Source organism: Flavobacterium artemisiae (genome assembly GCF_042678225.1).
GTDB lineage: Bacteria > Bacteroidota > Bacteroidia > Flavobacteriales > Flavobacteriaceae > Flavobacterium > Flavobacterium artemisiae.
The window spans coordinates 137,329-157,374 of record NZ_JBHUDZ010000018.1 but is presented as its reverse complement, the minus strand read 5'-3'; the positions used below and the strand labels follow the sequence as shown (position 1 = coordinate 157,374).

General features: G+C 32.6%; 21 protein-coding genes. 14 read left to right on the top strand and 7 right to left on the bottom strand.

The genetic code is table 11. The features are described from left to right. Window positions 1-65: 65 nt before the first annotated feature. The 4 genes from ACFSC2_RS20430 to ACFSC2_RS20415 form a co-directional block, all read right to left on the bottom strand. A complete protein-coding gene (locus ACFSC2_RS20430) occupies window positions 66-1,334 on the bottom strand; it encodes an NAD(P)/FAD-dependent oxidoreductase (RefSeq protein WP_379812854.1) in 1,269 nt (422 codons plus the stop codon). 81 nt (window positions 1,335-1,415) lie between these two features. Continuing rightward, window positions 1,416-2,750, bottom strand: a complete 1,335-nt coding sequence (locus ACFSC2_RS20425; protein WP_379812853.1) for a DEAD/DEAH box helicase — start codon at window positions 2,748-2,750, stop codon at window positions 1,416-1,418. Between the two features lie 176 nt (window positions 2,751-2,926). After that, window positions 2,927-4,465, bottom strand: coding sequence for a DEAD/DEAH box helicase (locus ACFSC2_RS20420; RefSeq protein ID WP_379812852.1), 1,539 nt, complete (start codon window positions 4,463-4,465; stop codon window positions 2,927-2,929). 112 nt (window positions 4,466-4,577) lie between these two features. Beyond that, window positions 4,578-5,108 carry a DUF6155 family protein gene (locus ACFSC2_RS20415; protein ID WP_379812851.1) on the bottom strand — a complete coding sequence of 177 codons (531 nt, stop codon included), beginning with the start codon at window positions 5,106-5,108 and terminating at the stop codon, window positions 4,578-4,580. Between the two features lie 209 nt (window positions 5,109-5,317). On the opposite strand from ACFSC2_RS20415, the gene ACFSC2_RS20410 reads away from it, so the two are divergent. Both ACFSC2_RS20410 and ACFSC2_RS20405 read left to right on the top strand, forming a co-directional pair. After that, the gene (locus ACFSC2_RS20410) at window positions 5,318-5,602 is read left to right on the top strand and encodes a DUF3817 domain-containing protein (protein ID WP_379812850.1); all 285 of its coding nucleotides are present in this window, start codon (window positions 5,318-5,320) and stop codon (window positions 5,600-5,602) included. Beyond that, window positions 5,595-6,851 carry a mechanosensitive ion channel family protein gene (locus tag ACFSC2_RS20405; protein ID WP_379812849.1) on the top strand — a complete coding sequence of 419 codons (1,257 nt, stop codon included), beginning with the start codon at window positions 5,595-5,597 and terminating at the stop codon, window positions 6,849-6,851. The genes ACFSC2_RS20410 and ACFSC2_RS20405 overlap by 8 nt, the downstream gene beginning before the upstream one ends. A gap of 235 nt (window positions 6,852-7,086) precedes the next feature. On the opposite strand, the gene ACFSC2_RS20400 is transcribed toward ACFSC2_RS20405, so the two are convergent. Then, the gene (locus tag ACFSC2_RS20400) at window positions 7,087-7,500 is read right to left on the bottom strand and encodes a hypothetical protein (RefSeq protein WP_379812848.1); all 414 of its coding nucleotides are present in this window, start codon (window positions 7,498-7,500) and stop codon (window positions 7,087-7,089) included. A 159-nt stretch (window positions 7,501-7,659) separates the two neighbouring features. On the opposite strand from ACFSC2_RS20400, the gene ACFSC2_RS20395 reads away from it, so the two are divergent. From ACFSC2_RS20395 to ACFSC2_RS20380, 4 genes are all read left to right on the top strand, one after another. Continuing rightward, a complete protein-coding gene (locus ACFSC2_RS20395) occupies window positions 7,660-8,061 on the top strand; it encodes a glyoxalase (protein ID WP_379812847.1) in 402 nt (133 codons plus the stop codon). A gap of 24 nt (window positions 8,062-8,085) precedes the next feature. Further along, entirely contained in the window at window positions 8,086-8,556 is a 471-nt protein-coding gene (locus ACFSC2_RS20390; protein WP_379812846.1) for a hypothetical protein, read from the top strand. A 25-nt stretch (window positions 8,557-8,581) separates the two neighbouring features. Then, a complete protein-coding gene (locus ACFSC2_RS20385) occupies window positions 8,582-9,157 on the top strand; it encodes a Crp/Fnr family transcriptional regulator (protein ID WP_379812845.1) in 576 nt (191 codons plus the stop codon). 120 nt (window positions 9,158-9,277) lie between these two features. After that, window positions 9,278-10,249 carry a quinone oxidoreductase family protein gene (locus tag ACFSC2_RS20380; RefSeq protein ID WP_379812844.1) on the top strand — a complete coding sequence of 324 codons (972 nt, stop codon included), beginning with the start codon at window positions 9,278-9,280 and terminating at the stop codon, window positions 10,247-10,249. Between the two features lie 60 nt (window positions 10,250-10,309). Here ACFSC2_RS20380 and ACFSC2_RS20375 read toward each other — a convergent pair whose 3' ends face one another. Together ACFSC2_RS20375 and ACFSC2_RS20370 are read right to left on the bottom strand one after the other, a co-directional pair. Then, window positions 10,310-12,052: a DUF885 domain-containing protein gene (locus ACFSC2_RS20375; RefSeq protein ID WP_379812843.1), complete on the bottom strand. Its 1,743-nt coding sequence runs from the start codon at window positions 12,050-12,052 to the stop codon at window positions 10,310-10,312. 34 nt (window positions 12,053-12,086) lie between these two features. After that, on the bottom strand, window positions 12,087-14,063 hold the full coding sequence (locus ACFSC2_RS20370) for an alpha-ketoacid dehydrogenase subunit alpha/beta (RefSeq protein WP_379812842.1): 1,977 nt from the start codon (window positions 14,061-14,063) through the stop codon (window positions 12,087-12,089). A gap of 189 nt (window positions 14,064-14,252) precedes the next feature. Here ACFSC2_RS20370 and ACFSC2_RS20365 point away from each other — a divergent pair, with 189 nt between their 5' ends. From ACFSC2_RS20365 to ACFSC2_RS20330, 8 genes are all read left to right on the top strand, one after another. Then, on the top strand, window positions 14,253-15,203 hold the full coding sequence (locus tag ACFSC2_RS20365; protein ID WP_379812841.1) for an isopenicillin N synthase family dioxygenase: 951 nt from the start codon (window positions 14,253-14,255) through the stop codon (window positions 15,201-15,203). Window positions 15,204-15,305: 102 nt separating this feature from the next. Further along, window positions 15,306-15,638: a translation initiation factor gene (locus ACFSC2_RS20360; protein ID WP_379812840.1), complete on the top strand. Its 333-nt coding sequence runs from the start codon at window positions 15,306-15,308 to the stop codon at window positions 15,636-15,638. Window positions 15,639-15,750: 112 nt separating this feature from the next. Continuing rightward, on the top strand, window positions 15,751-16,620 hold the full coding sequence (locus ACFSC2_RS20355; protein ID WP_379812839.1) for a nucleoside phosphorylase: 870 nt from the start codon (window positions 15,751-15,753) through the stop codon (window positions 16,618-16,620). Window positions 16,621-16,682: 62 nt separating this feature from the next. Continuing rightward, on the top strand, window positions 16,683-17,069 hold the full coding sequence (locus ACFSC2_RS20350; RefSeq protein WP_379812838.1) for a VOC family protein: 387 nt from the start codon (window positions 16,683-16,685) through the stop codon (window positions 17,067-17,069). Between the two features lie 3 nt (window positions 17,070-17,072). Continuing rightward, on the top strand, window positions 17,073-17,549 hold the full coding sequence (locus tag ACFSC2_RS20345) for a DUF4265 domain-containing protein (RefSeq protein WP_379812837.1): 477 nt from the start codon (window positions 17,073-17,075) through the stop codon (window positions 17,547-17,549). 48 nt (window positions 17,550-17,597) lie between these two features. After that, window positions 17,598-18,449 (top strand): substrate-binding domain-containing protein, encoded by an 852-nt coding sequence (locus tag ACFSC2_RS20340; RefSeq protein WP_379812836.1) that lies wholly within the window; start codon window positions 17,598-17,600, stop codon window positions 18,447-18,449. A gap of 18 nt (window positions 18,450-18,467) precedes the next feature. Further along, a complete protein-coding gene (locus tag ACFSC2_RS20335; RefSeq protein WP_379812835.1) occupies window positions 18,468-19,400 on the top strand; it encodes a transglutaminase-like domain-containing protein in 933 nt (310 codons plus the stop codon). A 185-nt stretch (window positions 19,401-19,585) separates the two neighbouring features. Beyond that, the gene (locus ACFSC2_RS20330) at window positions 19,586-19,951 is read left to right on the top strand and encodes a hypothetical protein (protein ID WP_379812834.1); all 366 of its coding nucleotides are present in this window, start codon (window positions 19,586-19,588) and stop codon (window positions 19,949-19,951) included. Window positions 19,952-20,046: the final 95 nt, after the last annotated feature.

The window sequence follows — 20,046 nt, the reverse complement described above, 5'->3', positions numbered from 1 at the left end:
GGCTTTTTTTATTTGTTCTAATATCCTCAATGCATTTGGAATTTGGAATTTAAAAATTTGGAATTTTACGTATTCTTGCTGCTTTTATCAGGTCTGATAATCATTCTAAGAGATTGGTCTCTTGCAAAATAAGCGACCATCCAGTTCCAGAAAGTATTTAGTCTGTTTCTGTATGTAATTAATGATATCAAGTGAATGAACAACCAGATTATCCAAGCAAAAAATCCTTTAAAATGCCATTTCGGACTTGGTAAATCTACAACTGCTTTTGCTTTTCCAATAATAGCCATCGAACCTTTGTCTTTGTAAGCGAATGGTTTAAGCGGATTGTTTGCTGTCATTGCTTTAAAGTTTTTAGCCAGATTTAATCCTTGCTGAATCGCAACCTGCGCTACTTGAGGGTGTCCGTCAGGAAAATTTTTATCTCCAGCTAAAATTGCAGTGTCACCAATTGCATAAATATTATCTACAGCATTAACTTTATTGTACGCATCTGTTGCCATTCTGCGGCCGCGGCCGTAGCTTTCTTTTGGCATTCCTTCAAATATTTTTGCAGAAACTCCGGCAGCCCAGATTAAGTTTTTAGTTTTGATTGTCTCTCCATTTTCAAAATGAACAGTATCATCAACATAATCAACAACTTTGGTGTGTAATTTTACAACAACTCCAAGTTTCGTTAATGCTTCTAAAGTATCTTTTTGCGATTCTTTACTCATTGGCGCCAGAAGAGCATCTCCTCCATCAACCAAATAAACATTACTTGCAGACGTGTCTAATTCTGGATACTCTTTTAAAAGGATATTTTTACGCATTTCAGCAAACATTCCAGAAACTTCAACTCCTGTTGGTCCGCCTCCGGCAACTACAATTGTTAAAAGTTTTCTACGCTTACGCATATCTTTGCAGATTGCTGCTTTTTCGAGATTTTTCAGCAATGTATTACGCATTTCGATGGCATCATTTAAGGTTTTCATCGGAATTGCGTTTTTCATCACATTTTCCATTCCAAAATAACTAGTTTCTGCTCCAGTTGCAAAAACTAACTGATCGTATGTCAATTCTCCGTTATTCAGCGTAATTTTCTTTTCGGCAGGATTAACAGATAATAATTCGCCCAGACGAAACTGCAGGTTCTTTTTACCCGCAAAAAATTTTCTGAACGGATAACTAATGCTAGAAGGTTCTAAAAACGCTGTAGCAACCTGATATATAAGGGGTGGAAAAAAGTTATAATTATTTTTATCTACAAGGGTTACTTGTATTTGAGGATGATTTACAAGCTCTTTCGCTAGATTGATTCCTGCAAATCCTCCTCCTACAATGACTATCTTCATATAGCTGTTATTTGGTAGGTTTTTGAATAAAATACCTTATAAATATACAACTTTAATATGCAATGACAATAATCATATTTGTTACTTTTTATTTTTTTTAACAGGTTTTTCAACTATATCGTTTTTGTTCTGTAAGATATAATTAGCCATTAATTTTTCAATTAATTCATCTTTAGTTAAATGATGAAAAACGGTTTTAATTCTCGTTTTTTGTTCAGCAGAAAGTTCGTGATTTGGTTTTGTTTTGAAAATTTGTTTGGCCCACAAAAGCATATTATTTTCTTCAAGACTTGCTGCGGATGGTTTTTTGAATTCCGAAAATTTAATTCCCAATTCACGTTCAAAATCAGCGATTTCAAAAACTTCTTCTTGCTGTAAAACAGTCAAAGAAAGTCCTTTAGCCCCTGCTCTCGCCGTTCTTCCACTTCTGTGAACATAGTTTTCGTAAGTGTCAGGTAAGTGATAATTAACTACATACGAAATTTCTTTTACGTCAATTCCTCTAGCAGCCAAATCGGTTGCAACCAAAATATTGATATGTCCTTCGCGGAACTGTTCCATAATTCTGTCACGAATTCCCTGTGTCAGACTTCCGTGTAAGGCTCCGGACGAAAATTTATTGATCGCTAAGTTTTTAGCCAATTTATTTACGGCAGCTTTTGTTTTACAGAAAATAATGCCGCGTTCGCCATCGTGAGAATTTAAGAAATGCATTAAAACTTCCAACTTCTCAATCGGATCTACGACAATATATTCGTGATCAATTCCTTCGTTACCAACTGTTTCCATATTGGCACTGATCTGAACTACATTTTTATTTAAATAATTCTGAACCAGTTGTTTTATAGCACCAGGTAAAGTTGCAGAAAATAATAATGTACGACGTTTTTTAGGAAGTTCAGCTACAATTTCGTCCAAGCCTTCTTTTAGAATCGCAATCATTTCGTCTGCTTCATCTAAAACTAAATATTGGGTTTGTTTTAAATCAATCGCTTTACGCTGAATCAAATCGATCAAACGACCCGGAGTTGCTACAACAACTTGTGCACCTTCTTTTAGTCTTTCGATTTGTGGTTTTATTGGAGTACCGCCGCAGATTGAAGCGATAGATATATTCTCAATATATTTTGAAAAATCTTCTAAGTTTCTAAAAATCTGTTGTCCCAGTTCTCTTGTCGGAACCAAAATAACAGCTTGAACCGCAGCAGATTCTGGATTAACCAATTGTAATAACGGAAGCCCAAAAGCGGCAGTTTTTCCTGTTCCTGTTTTAGCCAAACCAACGATGTCGTGATCTTCGCTAAGAAATAAAGGAATTGTTTTTTGCTGAATTTCTGTTGGTTCAACAATGTTTAATTCGCTTAAAGCTTTTAAAATTGAAGCAGAAAGTCCTAATGTTGAGAATGGTTTAGACATGTTTTTTAGTTTTTGTTTCAAGTTTCAGGTTTCAAGTTACACAGAAACTTAGTAAGTTGAAAGGAGAAATTACATTTCTTCTGAAATGCGATTTCTCCTCTTATAATTTATGATGATGTTTTAGATTTCAACAACTTGAAACATGAAACCTGAAACAAAAAAAAATAAAAAATTTATCAATCTGGTTCGTTCATGATTTTCTCACGATATTTTTTCCCGATTAATAACGTTAATCTTTGTTTGTAATCGTCTACAAGCCATTCGCGGTAGTTTTTACTACATTGGCTTAGACATTTAGAATAACGTTTAATACGGTCTTCAATATCATCTTCAAGCTCTCTAGCAAGCATTTTTGCTTCTTGCAATGTCTCTGTATTGTCTACACACATTGCAGCATGTTGATCCAATGATTTGTCTAAAACTACTTTTGAACGCAGATTTTGTTTGATAATTAATTTGTGTTCTTCATCAACATCAAAAGAAACATCTGCAGTTTTGCTGAATTTAGCGCGTAATTCTGCCGGCATACTGTATTTAAAATACAATTCAATTTCGTGGTCATCACGCAGATTTTCAAGATAAAACTCTGGAGATTTAAAAATATGCTGCCAGTTTACCGGATCGCTCCACAAACCAAAACGTGCCGCATTATTACCTAAATCGATAACTGTAAATTCATCTTTTCCAGGCAGTTTACGAGAACCACGTCCGATCATCTGGAAATATAATGTCAACGATTTCGTTGCTCTGTTCAAAATAATAGTTTCTACAGTTGGCTCATCAAAACCAGTAGTCAAAATTCCGACTGAAGTCAAAATTGCGTCTGGTGTTTTCTTAAACCATTGCAGAATATCTTTACGTTCCTCAGAACTGCTTGTATTATCAAGGTGGCGAATATCGTAACCTGCTTCTCTAAAAGTTTCATACACATATAATGAAGTATGAATACCGTTATTGAAGATCAATGTTTTTTTGCCTAACGAACGCTCTGTATAGGCATGTAAAAGCTTTTCTTGCATCAAAGTATTGGTATACAAATCGTCTGAAGATTTAACCGTATAATCTCCATTGATACCCACTTTTAACGAAGTCAAACCAACATCGTAGCTGTAAGTTGTTGCTTTTGCCAAAAATCCTTTGTCAATTAATGAACCAATTGTGTCTCCCACAATAAGTTCATTGTAACTTTGGTGCATTGGTAATTTTATATTAGAACTCAAAGGTGTTGCAGTTACTCCAAGAATAAAAGCGTTTTTGAATGAGTTTAATAATTTTCTAAATGAATTGTAATGTGCCTCATCAATAATTACCAAACCAATATTATCCAGATGAAGTTTTTCATCATTAATACGGTTTTTTAAAGTTTCGACCATCGCCACAAAACAAGAAAAATCGTTTTGATCCGGAAGTTCTTTTACTTTACTATTAATTATTTTGTTTGTTACACCAAAACCAGTTAACATTTTTGATGTTTGTTTACAAAGTTCGATACGGTGCGTTAAAACAACCACTTTTTTATCATTGTGTGATAAATAGCGACGAACGATTTCTGAAAAGATTACAGTTTTCCCTCCACCTGTAGGTAATTGGTACAGTAAGTGGTGTTTTGGAGGCGCATTGTCTAAACGGTCAAAAATGGCGTCAATGTCGCCTTTTTGGTATGCATAAAGTTCTTTTTTCTCTTCTCTTTGTATTTCTAATGTGTTTTGAGACATTGTTTATTTTTGGATTTTTGCAAAAATACGTCGAAAAAACAGTTATTCATCTTATTTTAATCGAAAATAAATGTTTTTTTTAAACTAAGATTTTTTATGAGAAGTGTTTTTTTTAGTCAATTTTATCGAAAATTGTCTCGAAATCGTACTTATTCTTCCATTTTTGCTGCATCGTTTCATTTAAAATTGACTCAATTCTTGATTTAAAATCGCTTAAAATTCCATTTGCGATAACAAAATTTATGACTTGCTCGAAAGAATTAAAAATACTTTTGTAGAATAATTCCTGCTTAATTAAATTTTGAGAAGAATAGGTTTGAGCAATTTCGATATTATACAACATTATATCGGCAACAACATACGAGTCAACTCCAAGCATTATAAAATGTTTGATCAATTTTTGAGCAACAGATCGTCTCATTTTGGCTTTTGGACGCCATCTTGCACCTGGTTTTTTAATTGGAAAATATTCATGCGAAATTTTCACTTTCGCTTCCTGAAGCAGTTTGTCTTCTTTCGGATTAAAAACAAAATCGTAATAGGTTTTTACAGGAGCGAATTTTTCATACAATTCAATTAATTGTTCTTCTAATTGCTCTTTTGTCAATTCGCCTAAATATTTTTTTAAATCTCTTTTGCTCATAATTTAAAGATAGTTTTCCATTTTTTAAAATCCAAATTCCACATCGCGAAATCTAAATTTTCTAATCTTAAAGGCGGTTTGACTTTTCAGTTAAAAGGAAAAAAGATGTAGAAAAAACAAATTTAAAACTAATTTATTTTTCATTTTTTAAATCTTGAAATCAATAGAGAATCCTTAATTTTGCGGGCATAAACTTAAAAAATATATACATGCTCAAGATTTTCAAAGTTACAGCAATTTTAGAGGGAATCTCTTATTTAGTTTTATTTGCAAATATGCTTCTTATCAAAAATAATAATCCAGAACTTTATCATACATTATTACGTCCGCTTGGAATGACGCATGGAGTTTTGTTTATCGGATATATTATTTTGGCTTTTTTATTGAAAAAAACAATGAATTGGGATTTAAAAACCTTTGCTATCATTTTAATTGCTTCCCTTGTTCCGTTTGGAACTTTCTACGTTGAGAAAAAATATCTAGAAAATGCATAACTTTTTAGATAAAATCTTTAATTTTTTATATCCCATTTTTAGAGATTGGGGAATGAGCCGCAATTTTGCGTCTTATACCAGTTTAGTCTTTAATATTATAATTTTAATTGCGTTAGCATACGTTATTTATTATGCTGCCAAATTTGTTCTGGTAACGCTTACTGCAATTTTTGCACAAAAAACCAAAACAAAATTTGACGATTATTTAATTCAGAATAAAACCACAAGATATACCGCTTATTTAATTCCGTTTTTCTTTATTTATAAAGCGGTTCCTGTAATCTTAGACAAATACGAATATTGGGAATCGATTTTCGGAAAAATAGTCGGCGTATATATTGTAATTCTTGGTCTTTGGATCGTTCGTACTGTTTTTAATTCATTACGAGATTATTTAAAACAAAAGCCGGAATACAGCGATAAACCAATAGACAGTTTTGTTCAGGTAATCATGATCGTACTCTGGATTTTGGGCGTTGCATTGATTATTTCAACTTTGTTCGGAATTAAGAAAGGGGAATTGCTGGCTATTTTAGGAACACTTTCGGCAATTATTATCTTGATTTTCAGAGATACAATTCTGGGTTTTGTTTCAAGTGTTCAGGTTGCGATTAACGATATGGTTCGTATTGGCGATTGGATTACAATGGACAAGTTTGGTGCTGATGGAGACGTTATCGAAATCAATTTGACAACTGTAAAAGTTCGAAATTTTGACAATACGATTACAACGATTCCAACTTATGCTTTGAGTTCAGATTCTTTTCAGAACTGGCGCGGGATGCAGAAATCTGACGGAAGACGTATTAAAAGGCATGTTTTAATTAAAAGCAGCAGTATTCGTTTTCTTAATGAGCACGATTTAAATCACATGAAAAAAGTCCAGCTTATAACTTCGTATATTGAAACGAGGCAAGCTGAAATTGAAAAATATAACGATCTGCGCGGTATTGATAAGTCGTTGGCTTTAAACGGCCGAAATATGACTAATCTTGGATTGTTCAGAAAATATATTATGCAGTATCTACAGGATCATCCAGGTTTGAATAAAGATATGCATATTATGTGCAGGCAATTACAATCGTCTGCGCACGGAGTTCCGTTAGAGATTTATGTTTTTTCGAGCGATAAACGCTGGGCAAATTACGAATATATCATGGCCGATATTTTTGATCATGTAATGGCGTCTGTTATCTACTTTGATCTTGAAATATTTGAATTGCCGTCTCAGATTGGGCGATTTGATTAAAGTTCTTTTGTTTTAGGTTATTTATGTTGTGTTTTTTAACCGCAAAGTTCGCTAAGATTTAACGCAAAGAGCGCTAAGTTTTAGTTAGATTTAAAAATTAAAAAGTTCGCAAAGCTATTTCCATACAGCCTTGCGAACTTTGCGTTTTTACAAAACATGTAAATATAAAAACCTTGCGAACTTTGCCGTTAAATCTCAATGTATATAACCTGAACTTGAAACTTGAAACAAAAAACTACTTCTTCACTTCATCAAATATAAAATCGGGCTCTTTGTATGAAAGGGTACCGTTTATAAAACAAGGCAGATTCATATAAATTCCGATTACTCCTTTTCCTTGTATCAGTTTATTTTGTTTTTTCAGCAAAGCTAATGGCACTCTTTTCCAAGTTCCTCCATTAGAGATATAATGAAAATCGCCTCTTAAAGTATCTCCGTTGATATTACCTCGAACATCGCCAGAATCCTTACCAAATTTGGGATAAATTATTTCGTAACGACCAAAAAAACGCTTTTCACTCATTTTTAAAGCAAGAATTGCAGTATCATTTCCGTTTACAGATTTATAATAAACATCTTTATAGACATCTTCTTTTTTAGTGCACGAAATTATCAAAATCAATAAGACGAAAGCAGGAAGTATTTTCATTTAATTTTACTTTTTTGAATTATAAATCTAAACAGAAACTTTAAAATGTTATATAACTTATATGATTTAATTAAAAAAAGCGGTTTATAAGTATTTTACATTTTAAACAAAAATAAACTATTAGTATTTTATTTTTTGCTAAATTTAAATAAAAACCCCATGGAAGATAGAGACACTTTTTTAAGAGAATTCAGAGGCGAAACTTTAGGAACTGTAAGTGCTCAATCTTCTCCAGATGAGATCTTTCAAAACCAGACGATTAGGCCGATTCTAAAACTTCAAAACGATTTGTTTATTGCGGTTTTCATTAATTATATCAATAAAAACAAAAGAGATTTCTATTCGTATTCAATAGAAAAAAAACTTCAGACTATCGAAAACTCCATTCAAAAAGATATTAAATTCAGAAATTCGCTTAAAGGAATTGTAATGGCGCTTTTTACAATTGATGAATATGATACTTATATTCAAAATTCTTCTAATCTAAACAAACGTATGATGAATTTAGTTATTGAAAGATTAAAAAGTCAAGTACAATTATTTGAAGTAGAATCGAATTAAAATAAAAGCATATAATTTATTAAAATGAAATTTAGTTTAGATTTTATAACAGATTATGGTCAGTTCTATTTAAATGAAAAAGACGAAGAAGGAGATACTGGAAGTGAATATTTTTGGTCTAATGAAGCTTTTAATGATAAACTAGCTGTAGAAAAAGGGATTTTAGGAATTTCAATTGAAAACAGTGAAGGAATTGTAAAATGTGAACTTGAAATCTTAGATTCTAAAAGTTTAATTTCTGATTTTAGTGATTTTGATCATGTTGTAGAAGCGAGTTTAGAAATAAAAACTGGTTTTATACAAATTAATGATTGTCCGTTCACAGTTCTTGTTCTAGAAGAAAAAGTCGAAACTGGAAATTATCGAGTTCGTGTTTACTACAGTAATTTAGAATCATCATATTCTGAATATCCAAAGGATTTTTATAAAATTGAAATGTGGAAAGATGTTTTTTTAGATAGATATGTTTTAAAGAGATTTGAAAATAAATTCTAATACAATAAACTTACATTAAAGATAAATGTTTAACCAATTCCGAAGTAAATTCCCCATCTCCGATGACAAATGGAACGAATATATCGGTTATTTTAATCAAATAGAAGTTCCTTCAAAAACTACTCTTTTGGAAGAAGGCGAAATTTCTAAAAAGCTTTATATCATAGAAAAAGGCTGTATTAGAGTTTGGTTCAATAATAACGGAAAAGATTTGACGACTCAATTCTTTTTTGAAAATCAGAGTGTAGCTTCTATCGAAAGTTTCATGAAGAAACTTCCGAGTCCGACAAATATAGAAACGATTGAACCTTCAGTATTATGGTGGATTCATAAAAATGATTTGGATAAAATTCTTGAAGAAATCAAAGAAATTCCAGAATTAAGGGATACGCTAATTAATATGCTTTTTGAGCGTACTTTCGATTATATGAAATATTTTGTTTCGTTTATAAAAGACTCCCCTATCCAGCGTTACGCTAATTTAATTAAAGAAAGACCTCAAATCGTATTGCGTGTTCCGCAGCATTATATCGCCTCTTATTTGGGAATAACTACTGTACATTTAAGCAGAATAAAAAGTAAATTAGCTAATAAAAAATAATTGACAAGCCAAACTTAAATTAGCTTATATAACTTATATGATTTGAGAAAAATTTGATAACAAATGTTATCGTCTACCCATAAGCGGCTTTATAATTTTGCTTCATAAAATTTAATAATTATGAAAGCAGCAGTAGTTTATAAAAAAGGCGAATTGCCAAAATGTGGAGAGTTTAAAGATCCAATTGCATCAAATGAAAATGAAGTTTTAGTAACTGTAAAAGCAGTTGCAATTACCAATCTGGATAAAGGAAAAGCAAGCGGAAAACATTATTCTTCCGAAGAAAATAATCAAAACGGTTTTATAGTTGGAAGTGATGGAATTGGTGTTTTAGAAAACGGAACAAGAGTTTATGCTCGCGGCATTTCTGGAACAATTGCCGAAAAAGCATTGGTAGAGAAAAATAGAATGGTTGTTTTGCCAGACGGCATTGATGATGCAACAGCAGCAGCAATGCCAAATGCGGTTGCCGGTTCTGCAATGGCGCTTCGTTTTAGGGCTGAAATTAAAGAAGGAGAAACCGTTTTAATAAACGGAGCAACTGGTTTTACAGGTCAAATGGCGATTCAGATTGCGAAACATTATGGAGCAAAAAAAATAATCGCAACAGGAAGAAATGATAAAACACTTCAAAGTCTTTTAGAATTAGGCGCTGACGAAATTATTTCTTTAAAACAAGATGATGAAAGCATTATTTCAAAACTTAAAGAAATTCATCAAAGTACACCAATCGATATTGTTTTGGATTATTTATGGGGACATTCGGCAGAACTTATTCTTTCTATTTTAAAAGGAAACGGAAACTTTACGCCTAAAACACGCTACGTTTCTGTGGGTTCGATGTCGGGAGATTTTATTCAATTATCAGCTCAAATTTTGCGAAGTGTAGATCTTCAATTATCTGGTTCAGGTCTAGGAAGCTGGTCAAAAGAAGAAGTGAAACTATTGTTTTCGGAAATACTTCCTGAAATGTTTCTCTTGGCTTCTCAAAATAAATTAAAAGTAAATATCGAAACATTTGATTTAACTGCTATTGAAAAAATGTGGGATAGTGACGTTTCAGACGGAAAGAGACTTGTAGTTGTAATATAAAAAAAGAAGGTTTGATCTTATAAAGTCAAACCTTCTTTTTTACTAATATATTTTAAAAAATTACTTTTCAGTCAACATTAACTCTTTAATATATTTTACTGGAGCACTTCCAAAACTTAAAAATTTCTCGTGAAATTGTTTTAAATTGAATTTATCTCCTTGCTTCTTTTTAAGCTCTTCACGCAGATTATAAATTTCTGTATAACCTGTAAAATAAGAACATAACTGCACTTGAGATAAAGTTACACGTTTCCATTTTCCGTCTGCTTCTGCCTGCTGCTGAAACGCTTCTTTAGTTAAAAGACTGATTGCATCTTCTTTAGACATATTTTTGGTATGAACACTAATATCCAAAATAGTATTGCAAGTCGTTCTCAAATTCCACTTATAATACATGAGCCACATTTCGTCAGAGTTTTTGTAACCGCTTTCAAGCATCATTTTTTCAGCGTAAACAGCCCATCCTTCGATCATTGCGCCATTTCCTAAAATAGATTTGATAATACTTGGCGATTGATTACTGTAAACCAATTGTGTATAATGTCCCGGAATTGCTTCGTGAATATTTAAAATCTGTAGAATATAATCGTTGTATTCTCTTAAATAACTTTCTGCATTTTCTTTTGTCCAGCCCGACATACTTCCAACATTATAATAAGTGTTGCCATTTTTATCATAAGGTCCTGGAGCAGAAATTGATGCGCCTGCAACACCCGCCATGTATGCAGGTTCTTTACGAACAACCAAAGGTTTTGATGGATCGATGTACAATAAATCTTTCGCTTTTACATAAGCGGTTAACTCTGGAATTTGTTTTTCAATTTCAGATTGAAATTTTTCCGGCGTAGTATGTTTTAGCGAAATTACATCAATAACTTGTTTGATTAATTCTAATTTGTCTGTCGGTTTTACAGCGTTTCCTTTGTATTTTGTCCAAAGTTTATCAGCCAAAACAAACATTTTATCGTGCAGGTCTTTCTTGTGATCTACAGCAATTTTGAAAATTTCGTCTACCGAATATCCTGATTGAATATCGCAGTCAAACTTTTTAGCATACAAAGCGCTTCCTAATCTAAAAGAACGCGGCGTTTTGTTTGATAATTTTTTAAGCCAGTCTGCATAATCAGTAATCGCCTTTACAGAAACGGCAGCTTTGTTTAAAATAGCTTCTTTTTCTGTTTTGCTTAATTTACTTTTCTCTAAAGCATTTTTTAAATCATCCTGAAAAACAGTAGAACCGCCAAGATTTTGAGCGATTGCCAATTCTGTATGCTCTACAGTAGGATTTTTAATGTTTTGTTTAGCAGCTTCGTAATAAGCTGGAATATTGTTCATTTTAGCATTAAAAGCTTTTAAACGAACTTCTAAACTATCGTAATTTCCGTTTAGTATTTCAGCAAATGCACCGCAGACATTATATTCGGCAGGATTCCACTGAGAAGATTTTAATTCTTTAATACTGAAAATAATTCCGTCCAATTGATTTTTAATCATATGATAATCCGTCTTGTTTTTATCAGACAAATTATCAATGCTGTACGATTTTAAAGAATCTAATTGTGCATTGGCAAAATCAAGTTGTTTTTGATCTTCTTCGCTGTTTGGAACAAGGAGAATACTGTCGTATTTATGAAACCCGACACCAGAAGCCCAGCCTGGATATGTTTTCCATAAATTGTTTACAAAGTTATCTTTGTAGCCGTCAAACTTTTTGTTTAAGTCTTGATCTTCGGCCGTTTTAGCGTTTTTATTGCAAGAAACCAAAAGGAAAATTGCAAAAAACGGAACGCAGATTTTTTTCATAAGTTAAATTTTAGGTTTTTTGGATCAGAATGAATTAATATTCTAATAATTCTTTTAAAGCAGTTTCAAATCGGTCTCTTGGTAAAAATTGATCTTCTAAAGCTTTTGTAAACGGAATTGGCGAATCTAAACTCGCAACTCTTTTTACAGGAGCGTCAAGATATTCAAAACAATTTTCCATAATCAAAGCAGAGATATCACTTGCAATGCCGCCAAATAAAGTATCTTCTTGATAGATAATCGCTTTTCCTGTTTTCTTAACCGAAGCAAAAATTGTTTCTGTGTCCAACGGCTGCAACGTCCTTAAATCAATTAAATCAGCTTCGATTTCTGGATTTTGCGCTAAAGTTTCTAAAGCCCAATGTACAGGAGCTCCAAACGAAATAATGGTAACAGCATTTCCTTCTTTCACCAAAGCCGCTTTTCCTAAAGGAATAGTGTAATAATCTGTTGGAACATCCTGATAAATACTTCTGTACAATAATTTATGTTCGAAGAATAATACCGGATTCGGATCGAGTATTGAAGTGTTTAAAAGCCCTTTTGCATCGTAAGGAAACGCTGGATAAACGACTTTTAAACCTGGAGTTTTAGTAAACCAAGCTTCGTTTGTTTGTGAGTGAAACGGTCCAGCCTGAGTGCCGCCGCCACAAGGCATTCTTACTACGACATCGGCATTTTCGCCCCATCTATAATGTGATTTAGCCAAAAGATTTACAATCGGGTTAAAACCTGTAGAAACAAAATCAGCAAACTGCATTTCTACAATTGCTTTATGTTTGTTTATTGATAATCCCATTGCTGTCGAAACAACCGCGCTTTCACAAATCGGCGTATTTCGAATTCGGTCTTTTCCAAAAGCATCTACAAAACCTTCCGTTATTTTAAAAGCACCACCATATTCAGCAATATCCTGGCCCATAATAACTAAGTTCTTATGTCGCCACATAGACTGCTCTAAACCATTTCTAATGGCGTCTATAAAGCGAATGTTTTTAACCTCTTCTCCATGAGTATATTCTTCATAATCAAAAGTTTTGTAAACATCATCTAATTCACCGCTGTAAGTCGGAACAATTTCTGGTTCTTCATTTGCAATGACAAGATTTTCATCAATTTCTTTTTTGATTTCTTCTTTCCATTGCTGATCCAGCTCTTCAGTTAAAATTTTATTTTCAATTAAATAATCTTTATAATTATTCACTGGATCTCTCAAAAACCATTGGTTCATTAGTTCCTGAGGAACGTATTTTGTACCACTCGCCTCTTCATGCCCGCGCATCCTGAAAGTTTTAAATTCTAGTAAAACTGGATGCGGGTTTTCCTCCATTTCTTCTTTTAATTTCTGGATCTTATTATATACTTCAAGTATATTATTTCCATCAATAATATAGCTTTCGATTCCATAACCGATTCCTTTATCGGCAAGGTTTTCACAGTAATATTGCTCGTTTGTAGGCGTCGAAAGTCCGTAACCATTATTTTCGATCACAAACATAACCGGTAACTGCCAAACAGCAGCGATATTAAGCGCTTCGTGAAAATCGCCTTCACTTGTTGCACCTTCGCCCGTAAAAACAGCTGTTACTTTCTTGTTTTTCTGTAGTTTATCTGCCAAAGCAATTCCGTCAGCAATTCCCAATTGAGGGCCAAGATGCGAAATCATACCTATTATATTATAGTCTTGAGTTCCGAAATGAAAACTACGATCTCTTCCTTTTGTAAAACCGCTCGCTTTGCCCTGCCATTGTGAGAACAAACGATGCAGCGGAATTTCTCTTGTTGTAAAAACGCCAAGATTTCTGTGCATTGGCAAAATGTATTCTGATTGGTTTAAAGCAGCTGTAATTCCTACCGAAATAGCTTCTTGCCCTATTCCAGAAAACCATTTAGAAACTTTTCCCTGACGAATCAAGATCAGCATCTTTTCTTCGATCAAACGGGGTTTTAGCAGTTTTTTATATAAATCTAATAATTGATTATCTGTTAAGTTTTGTCTGTAAAAAATCATTTATTTTGTTGGTTTTAGTGTTTCAAATATAACAAATTAGAATAATCTTCAAGATTCTTGTCACATATAATTTTCTATTTTGTTAATTATTAATACCTAAGATTAAATAAAATTTCATAAAATATTCTCTACCTTTGTTTATGAAAGGCTTTTATGACGCCTTTCTTCTTTTAAATAAAAATGTAAAGTATGCAAAACATTCCTAGTGTAGACTTACGTGATTTCCTTTCGGACGACCCGAAACGTAAACAAAAATTTGTAAATGAAATCGGCAGTGCATTTGAAAACATTGGCTTCGTAGCCTTAAAAGGTCATTTTCTTGATGATCAATTGGTAGACGAACTTTATGGCGAAATAAGAAACTTTTTCGCTTTGCCAATAGAAACTAAGCATAAATATGAAATTCCTGGAATTGGCGGACAAAGAGGCTATGTTTCTTTTGGAAAAGAACATGCTAAAGGCCGTAAAGAGGGAGATTTAAAGGAATTCTGGCATTTTGGTCAATACGTTGACAAAGATTCAAAATGGGCTTCTGAATATCCAGACAATGTAGAAGTTACCGAATTACCTCGTTTTAATGTTGTAGGTAAAGAAGCGTATCAAAAATTAGAAAAAACAGGTGTTTATGTGTTAAGAGCTTTAGCTTTGCACTTGGGTCTTGATGAGTTTTATTTTGATAATTATGCAAAAGAAGGAAACTCAATTTTAAGACCAATTCATTATCCTCCAATTACTTCTGAGCCAGAAAATGCAATTCGTGCAGCAGCTCATGGAGACATCAATTTAATTACTTTATTGATGGGAGCTCAAGGTAAAGGATTACAAGTTCAAAATCACAACGGCGACTGGATTGACGCTATTGCTGCTGATGACGAATTGGTTATCAATGTTGGTGATATGTTATCTAGACATACAAACAACAAATTAAAATCTACGATTCATCAAGTGGTAAATCCGCCGAGAGAATTATGGGGAACTTCACGTTACTCTATTCCGTTTTTCATGCACCCAGTAAGCGATATGCGTTTGGATTGCCTTGAAAGCTGTATAGACGAAGAAAATCCTAAGAAATACGAAGATATTTCGGCTGGAGAATTTTTACACGAACGTTTAGTAGAATTAGGTTTAATCAAAAAATAACCTTTTTTACTTCAATATTATAAATTCCAAATTCCAAAACTATTTTTTGGGATTTGGAATTTAATTTTTATGTATTTTTAAATATTGGAATTTTATAAAAATATGGACTTAAAAGATCAATTAAAAAATTTGTTTCCAGAACATGTAGAAACAAATGAACCAGATCAAGTTGAAGAACAAGAACACGTTCTTTACGTTCAGAAAGAACCGATGATCTGTAAATTTGAAAAACGAAAAGGAAAACCAACAACCATAATTGAAGGTTACGAAGGATCTGACGAAGATTTTAAAATCCTAGCCAAAGAAATTAAAACAAAATTGAGTGTCGGCGGGACTTTTAAAGACGATTCGATCATCATTCAAGGTGATTACCGCGACAAAATAATGGCAATTTTAAAAGAAAAAGGCTTTAAAACCAAGCGTGTCGGAGGATAAAAATCGAAAAAATAAAATTTCCAAATTCCAGTTTAGGAAACAAGAAGACACACTGCCGTGTGTCTCTACTTTGAACCTTTGTAACTTAGAACCTTAGCAACTTAAAAAAAAAATGATCCAATCTTCAGAATTAATATTAAATCCAGATGGAAGTGTTTACCACTTAAACCTTCGTCCAGAACATATTGCGCATGACATTATATTTGTCGGCGACCAAAATAGAGTTGAAAAAATTACCCAGTTTTTTGATAAAATTGAATATTCAACTCAAAAAAGAGAATTTAAAACCCAGACGGGAATTTACAAAGGAAAACGTATTTCTGTAATTTCTACAGGAATTGGTCCTGATAATATTGATATTGTGTTAAACGAACTTGACGCTTTAGTAAATATTGACTTAAATACTCGTCAGCCAAAAGAAGAATTAACTTCATTAAACATCATCAGAATCGGAACTTCTGGCTCTTTACAGGCAGATATTCCCGTTGACAGTTTTGTATTGTCTAAATTCGGTTTAGGATTGGATAATATGCTTCGCTCCTATTTGATTGATGATGTTTCGATTACTGAAATTGAAGATGCTTTTGTAAAGCATACTAATTGGGATCCTAAAAAAGGAAAACCATATGTAACCCAATGTTCTGAAAAATTAGAGAAACTAATTGAATCTAATCAAATTTTTAAAGGAATTACGGCAACAGCTGGTGGATTTTACGGTCCACAAGGGCGCGTATTGCGTTTAAACATTCAGGACGAAGAATTAAATAATAAAATGGATAATTTTAGTTTTAATGAAACTAAAATCACTAATTTAGAAATGGAAACAGCAGCAATTTATGGACTTTCAGCGCTTTTAGGACACAATGCTTTGTCGTTGAATGCTATAATCGCCAATCGTGCTTCTGGAACTTTTAGTGCAGATCCGTATAAAGCGGTTGATGAGTTAATTGCTTATACTTTGGATAAATTGGCTGGAAAATAATTTTAATTAGATAATTGGATAATTCGTCAATTAGATAATTATTAAAATATAATAAATTATAAATGCATTTAAGAGTTGCAAGGCATACAAATAATTTAAAAGAAATTGAAAACTTCTATGTGAATATTTTAGGTTTTGAACTATTAGGAGGTTTTGAAAATCATAACAATTACGATGGTGTGTTTATTGGACAAGCAGATTTAGACTGGCATTTTGAGTTTACACAATCCGAAACAAAAGCTGTTCACGTTTTTGATGAAGATGATCTAATAGTGCTTTATCCTGATACTGTTAGAAAATATAATGTGTTATACAGTAAAATTGAGGATAACGGAATTAAATTTATTGAAGCTGTAAATCCTTATTGGAATGAAAATGGAAAAATGTTTCTAGATCCAGATGGATATCGCATTGTAATATCGCCTTTAAAAGCAACAAAATTAAATTAAAAAATGGAGCAGGAAACTCATAAAAAAATACTTTTTAAATATTTCAGCGATTATCTTGATGAAGTTGTTTCTGAAACCATGTGGGCGGAAATAATAGATTTAGAAAAAGGGCTTTTCAAATTGGATAACATTCCGTTTTTCGGGCCATTGATTGCAACAGATGATATTTTTTATGCAGAATACGATGAAACTGAAGGGAAGTTCATGCATAAGAAAACAATTCAAAATTCTGGCAATTCTATTGTGCAGATTGCGGTTTTAGAAAAAGATTTTGATAAAGAAATAATCCGCGAGCAGTTAAAAGCAATTAATTGTGTGTCAGAAGGATTAAACGAAACTTTTTTTGCAGCAGAAATCGCAAAAGACGTTGATTATTCGCTGGTAAGAAATCTTTTAAGCGAATACGAATCAAAAGAAATAATTGAATTTGCTGAGCCGTGTCTTTCAGAAAAACACCGAACAGATTTATTAAAAAACTAAACTTAAGAATACGCATACCAAACAACACTTAACTTAAACTTTAAATTAATGAAAACTGTAAAAATTGCGGGTGTTCCGGAACACTTCAATCTGCCATGGCATTTATGCATCGAAAATGGCGAATTTGAAGCCGAAAACATTGATTTGCAATGGAAAGATATTCCTGAGGGAACGGGTAAAATGTGTCAGATGCTTCAAGATGGAGAAACTGATTTGGCTGTTATTTTAACCGAAGGAATTCTAAAAGATATTGCAGCAGGAAACCCAAGTAAAATTGTGCAGATTTATGTGCAGTCTCCTTTAATATGGGGAATTCACGTAGATGCAAATTCAGATTACCAAACTTTAAAAGATCTTAAAAATAAAAAAGCCGCTATTTCTAGAATTGGTTCAGGATCACAATTAATGGCCTACGTAAATGCAAATGAACAAGGCTGGGAAATTGATGATTTAGAATTTGAAATCGTTAACACTATAGATGGAGCTGTAGAAGCTTTGGGTGCTAAAAAAGCAGATTATTTTATGTGGGAACGTTTCATGACGAAACCGCTTGTTGATCGCGGTGTTTTTAGACGCGTTGGCGACTGCCCTACTCCTTGGCCGTCTTTTGTGATTGCTGTTCGTGAAGAATTTTTAAAGAAAAACGCCAAAACCGTTGAAAAAATTCTGGAAATCATCAATAAAACAACTGTTGATTTTAAAGGAATTCCAGAAATAGATAAAACATTAGCAGAACTTTTTAACCAAAAAGCCGAAGATATTCAAGAATGGCTGCAGCTGACACAATGGTCACAAAAAAATCTTACAGAAAAAGCCTTTGATAAAATTCAAAATCAATTATTTGATCTGGGAATTATTGATAAAAAAAGTATTTTTGTAGAAACTGTAAAAGCTTTATAGTATTGCTTTTTGATTCGTATGATGAAATTCCCTAAAATTGACTTACCGTACTTAAAATCCAAACTACAGGTGAAATCGCCTTGGGACAGGATTATTATTATGCTGTTGAGTCTTTTGATCACGATTCCGATTTTCATCATACTGCATCAAAATTTAATAGACCTCGAATGGCCGTTCAATTTAGATCGTATTTTTATTTTTATTTTCGTTTTTACGGCCATCTTTTTTCTGTTAATGTACCTTAGAACCATCATTATTCTTTGTATTGCGGTTTATATATTGGTGCTTTTTTACGGAAGTGTAATCGGAAATTATGGATTCAGCGAAATATCTGAAGACTATAATTCGATGATTTATACCATGTCTGATAATCCTTTTCCTCAGGATATTGTCGTTGCAAAATTGCTTCCGTTTCCTAACAAATCAAAGATTATAAATGCAATCGAATATCAGAATCCAAAGGTTCGAAATTTTGCCATTATGGCGACTACAAAGCATTTTAAGAGAATTAGAGGGTATTCAGATTATAGAACTATAATTCAATGTTTTGCTGTTTTTAAAGAAATCAACGGCCGTTGGAACTACGTTAACGATCCTAAAGATGGCGATTACATTGCAACAGCCAGCGAATCTTTAGATTATTTTTCTGGAGACTGCGACGATCATTCTATTTTAATGGCCGCCGCAATTCGTTCTATTGGCGGCACTCCAAGGTTAATTCATACCAAAGGACATATTTACCCAGAAATTTTAATTGGTTCGATGATTGACCTTGAAAAAGTGAATTATTTGATTAAAAATGTACTTTTTGTAAAAGAAAGTTACGGCAAAAAAATACATTATCATATAGACGAACGCGGACAAGTCTGGATGAATCTTGACTACACGGCGACCTATCCAGGCGGACCTTTTATGTACGAAGAAATTTTAGGTGCCTTAACACTTAATTAGATTATCGATATTGACACCTCATTTTTGTGTTTAAAATTAGAAAAAGACATTTCTGCCAAATAGTATTAAAGCGAAAACTATTTTGAGAATTGATTAACAATTGATACTTATAAATATTTGATTACTAATATTTTAATATTGTTTTTTTTTGTACCTTTTCCTAGTTTAACTTTAATCACAAAATCATGAAAAACTCTAAATTATTTACCTTCGTAATTGCAATTGCTGTCGTATTAATGGTTTCATGTAGTAAAAGAAACAAACTAGTGAATTCATGGAAAGTAAGCGCTGTTGAGGCTAAAATGCCACTTACAGATTCTGCAAAAAATGCAATTCTAACCAATGGAATGCTGACTTTTACCGCAGATGGACACGTAACAGGTTATTTACTTCGTGAAATAACAGATGGTACTTATGCACTGACAAAAGGAGGAAAAAGTCTGGTTATTAAAGATGAAACCGGTACTCCATATCCCTGTGAAAGTACTATAACTGCCGATAAACTGATTTTAGATACTAAAGAAGTTAAATTAACCTTAGATAAAATCTAAAAAAAAATACTAACGATTTAACCTTTGAAAAAATATTAAAAAAGCCATTCTTTACTCTAGAAAAGAATGGCTTTTGATTTTTAAAACAAAAATAA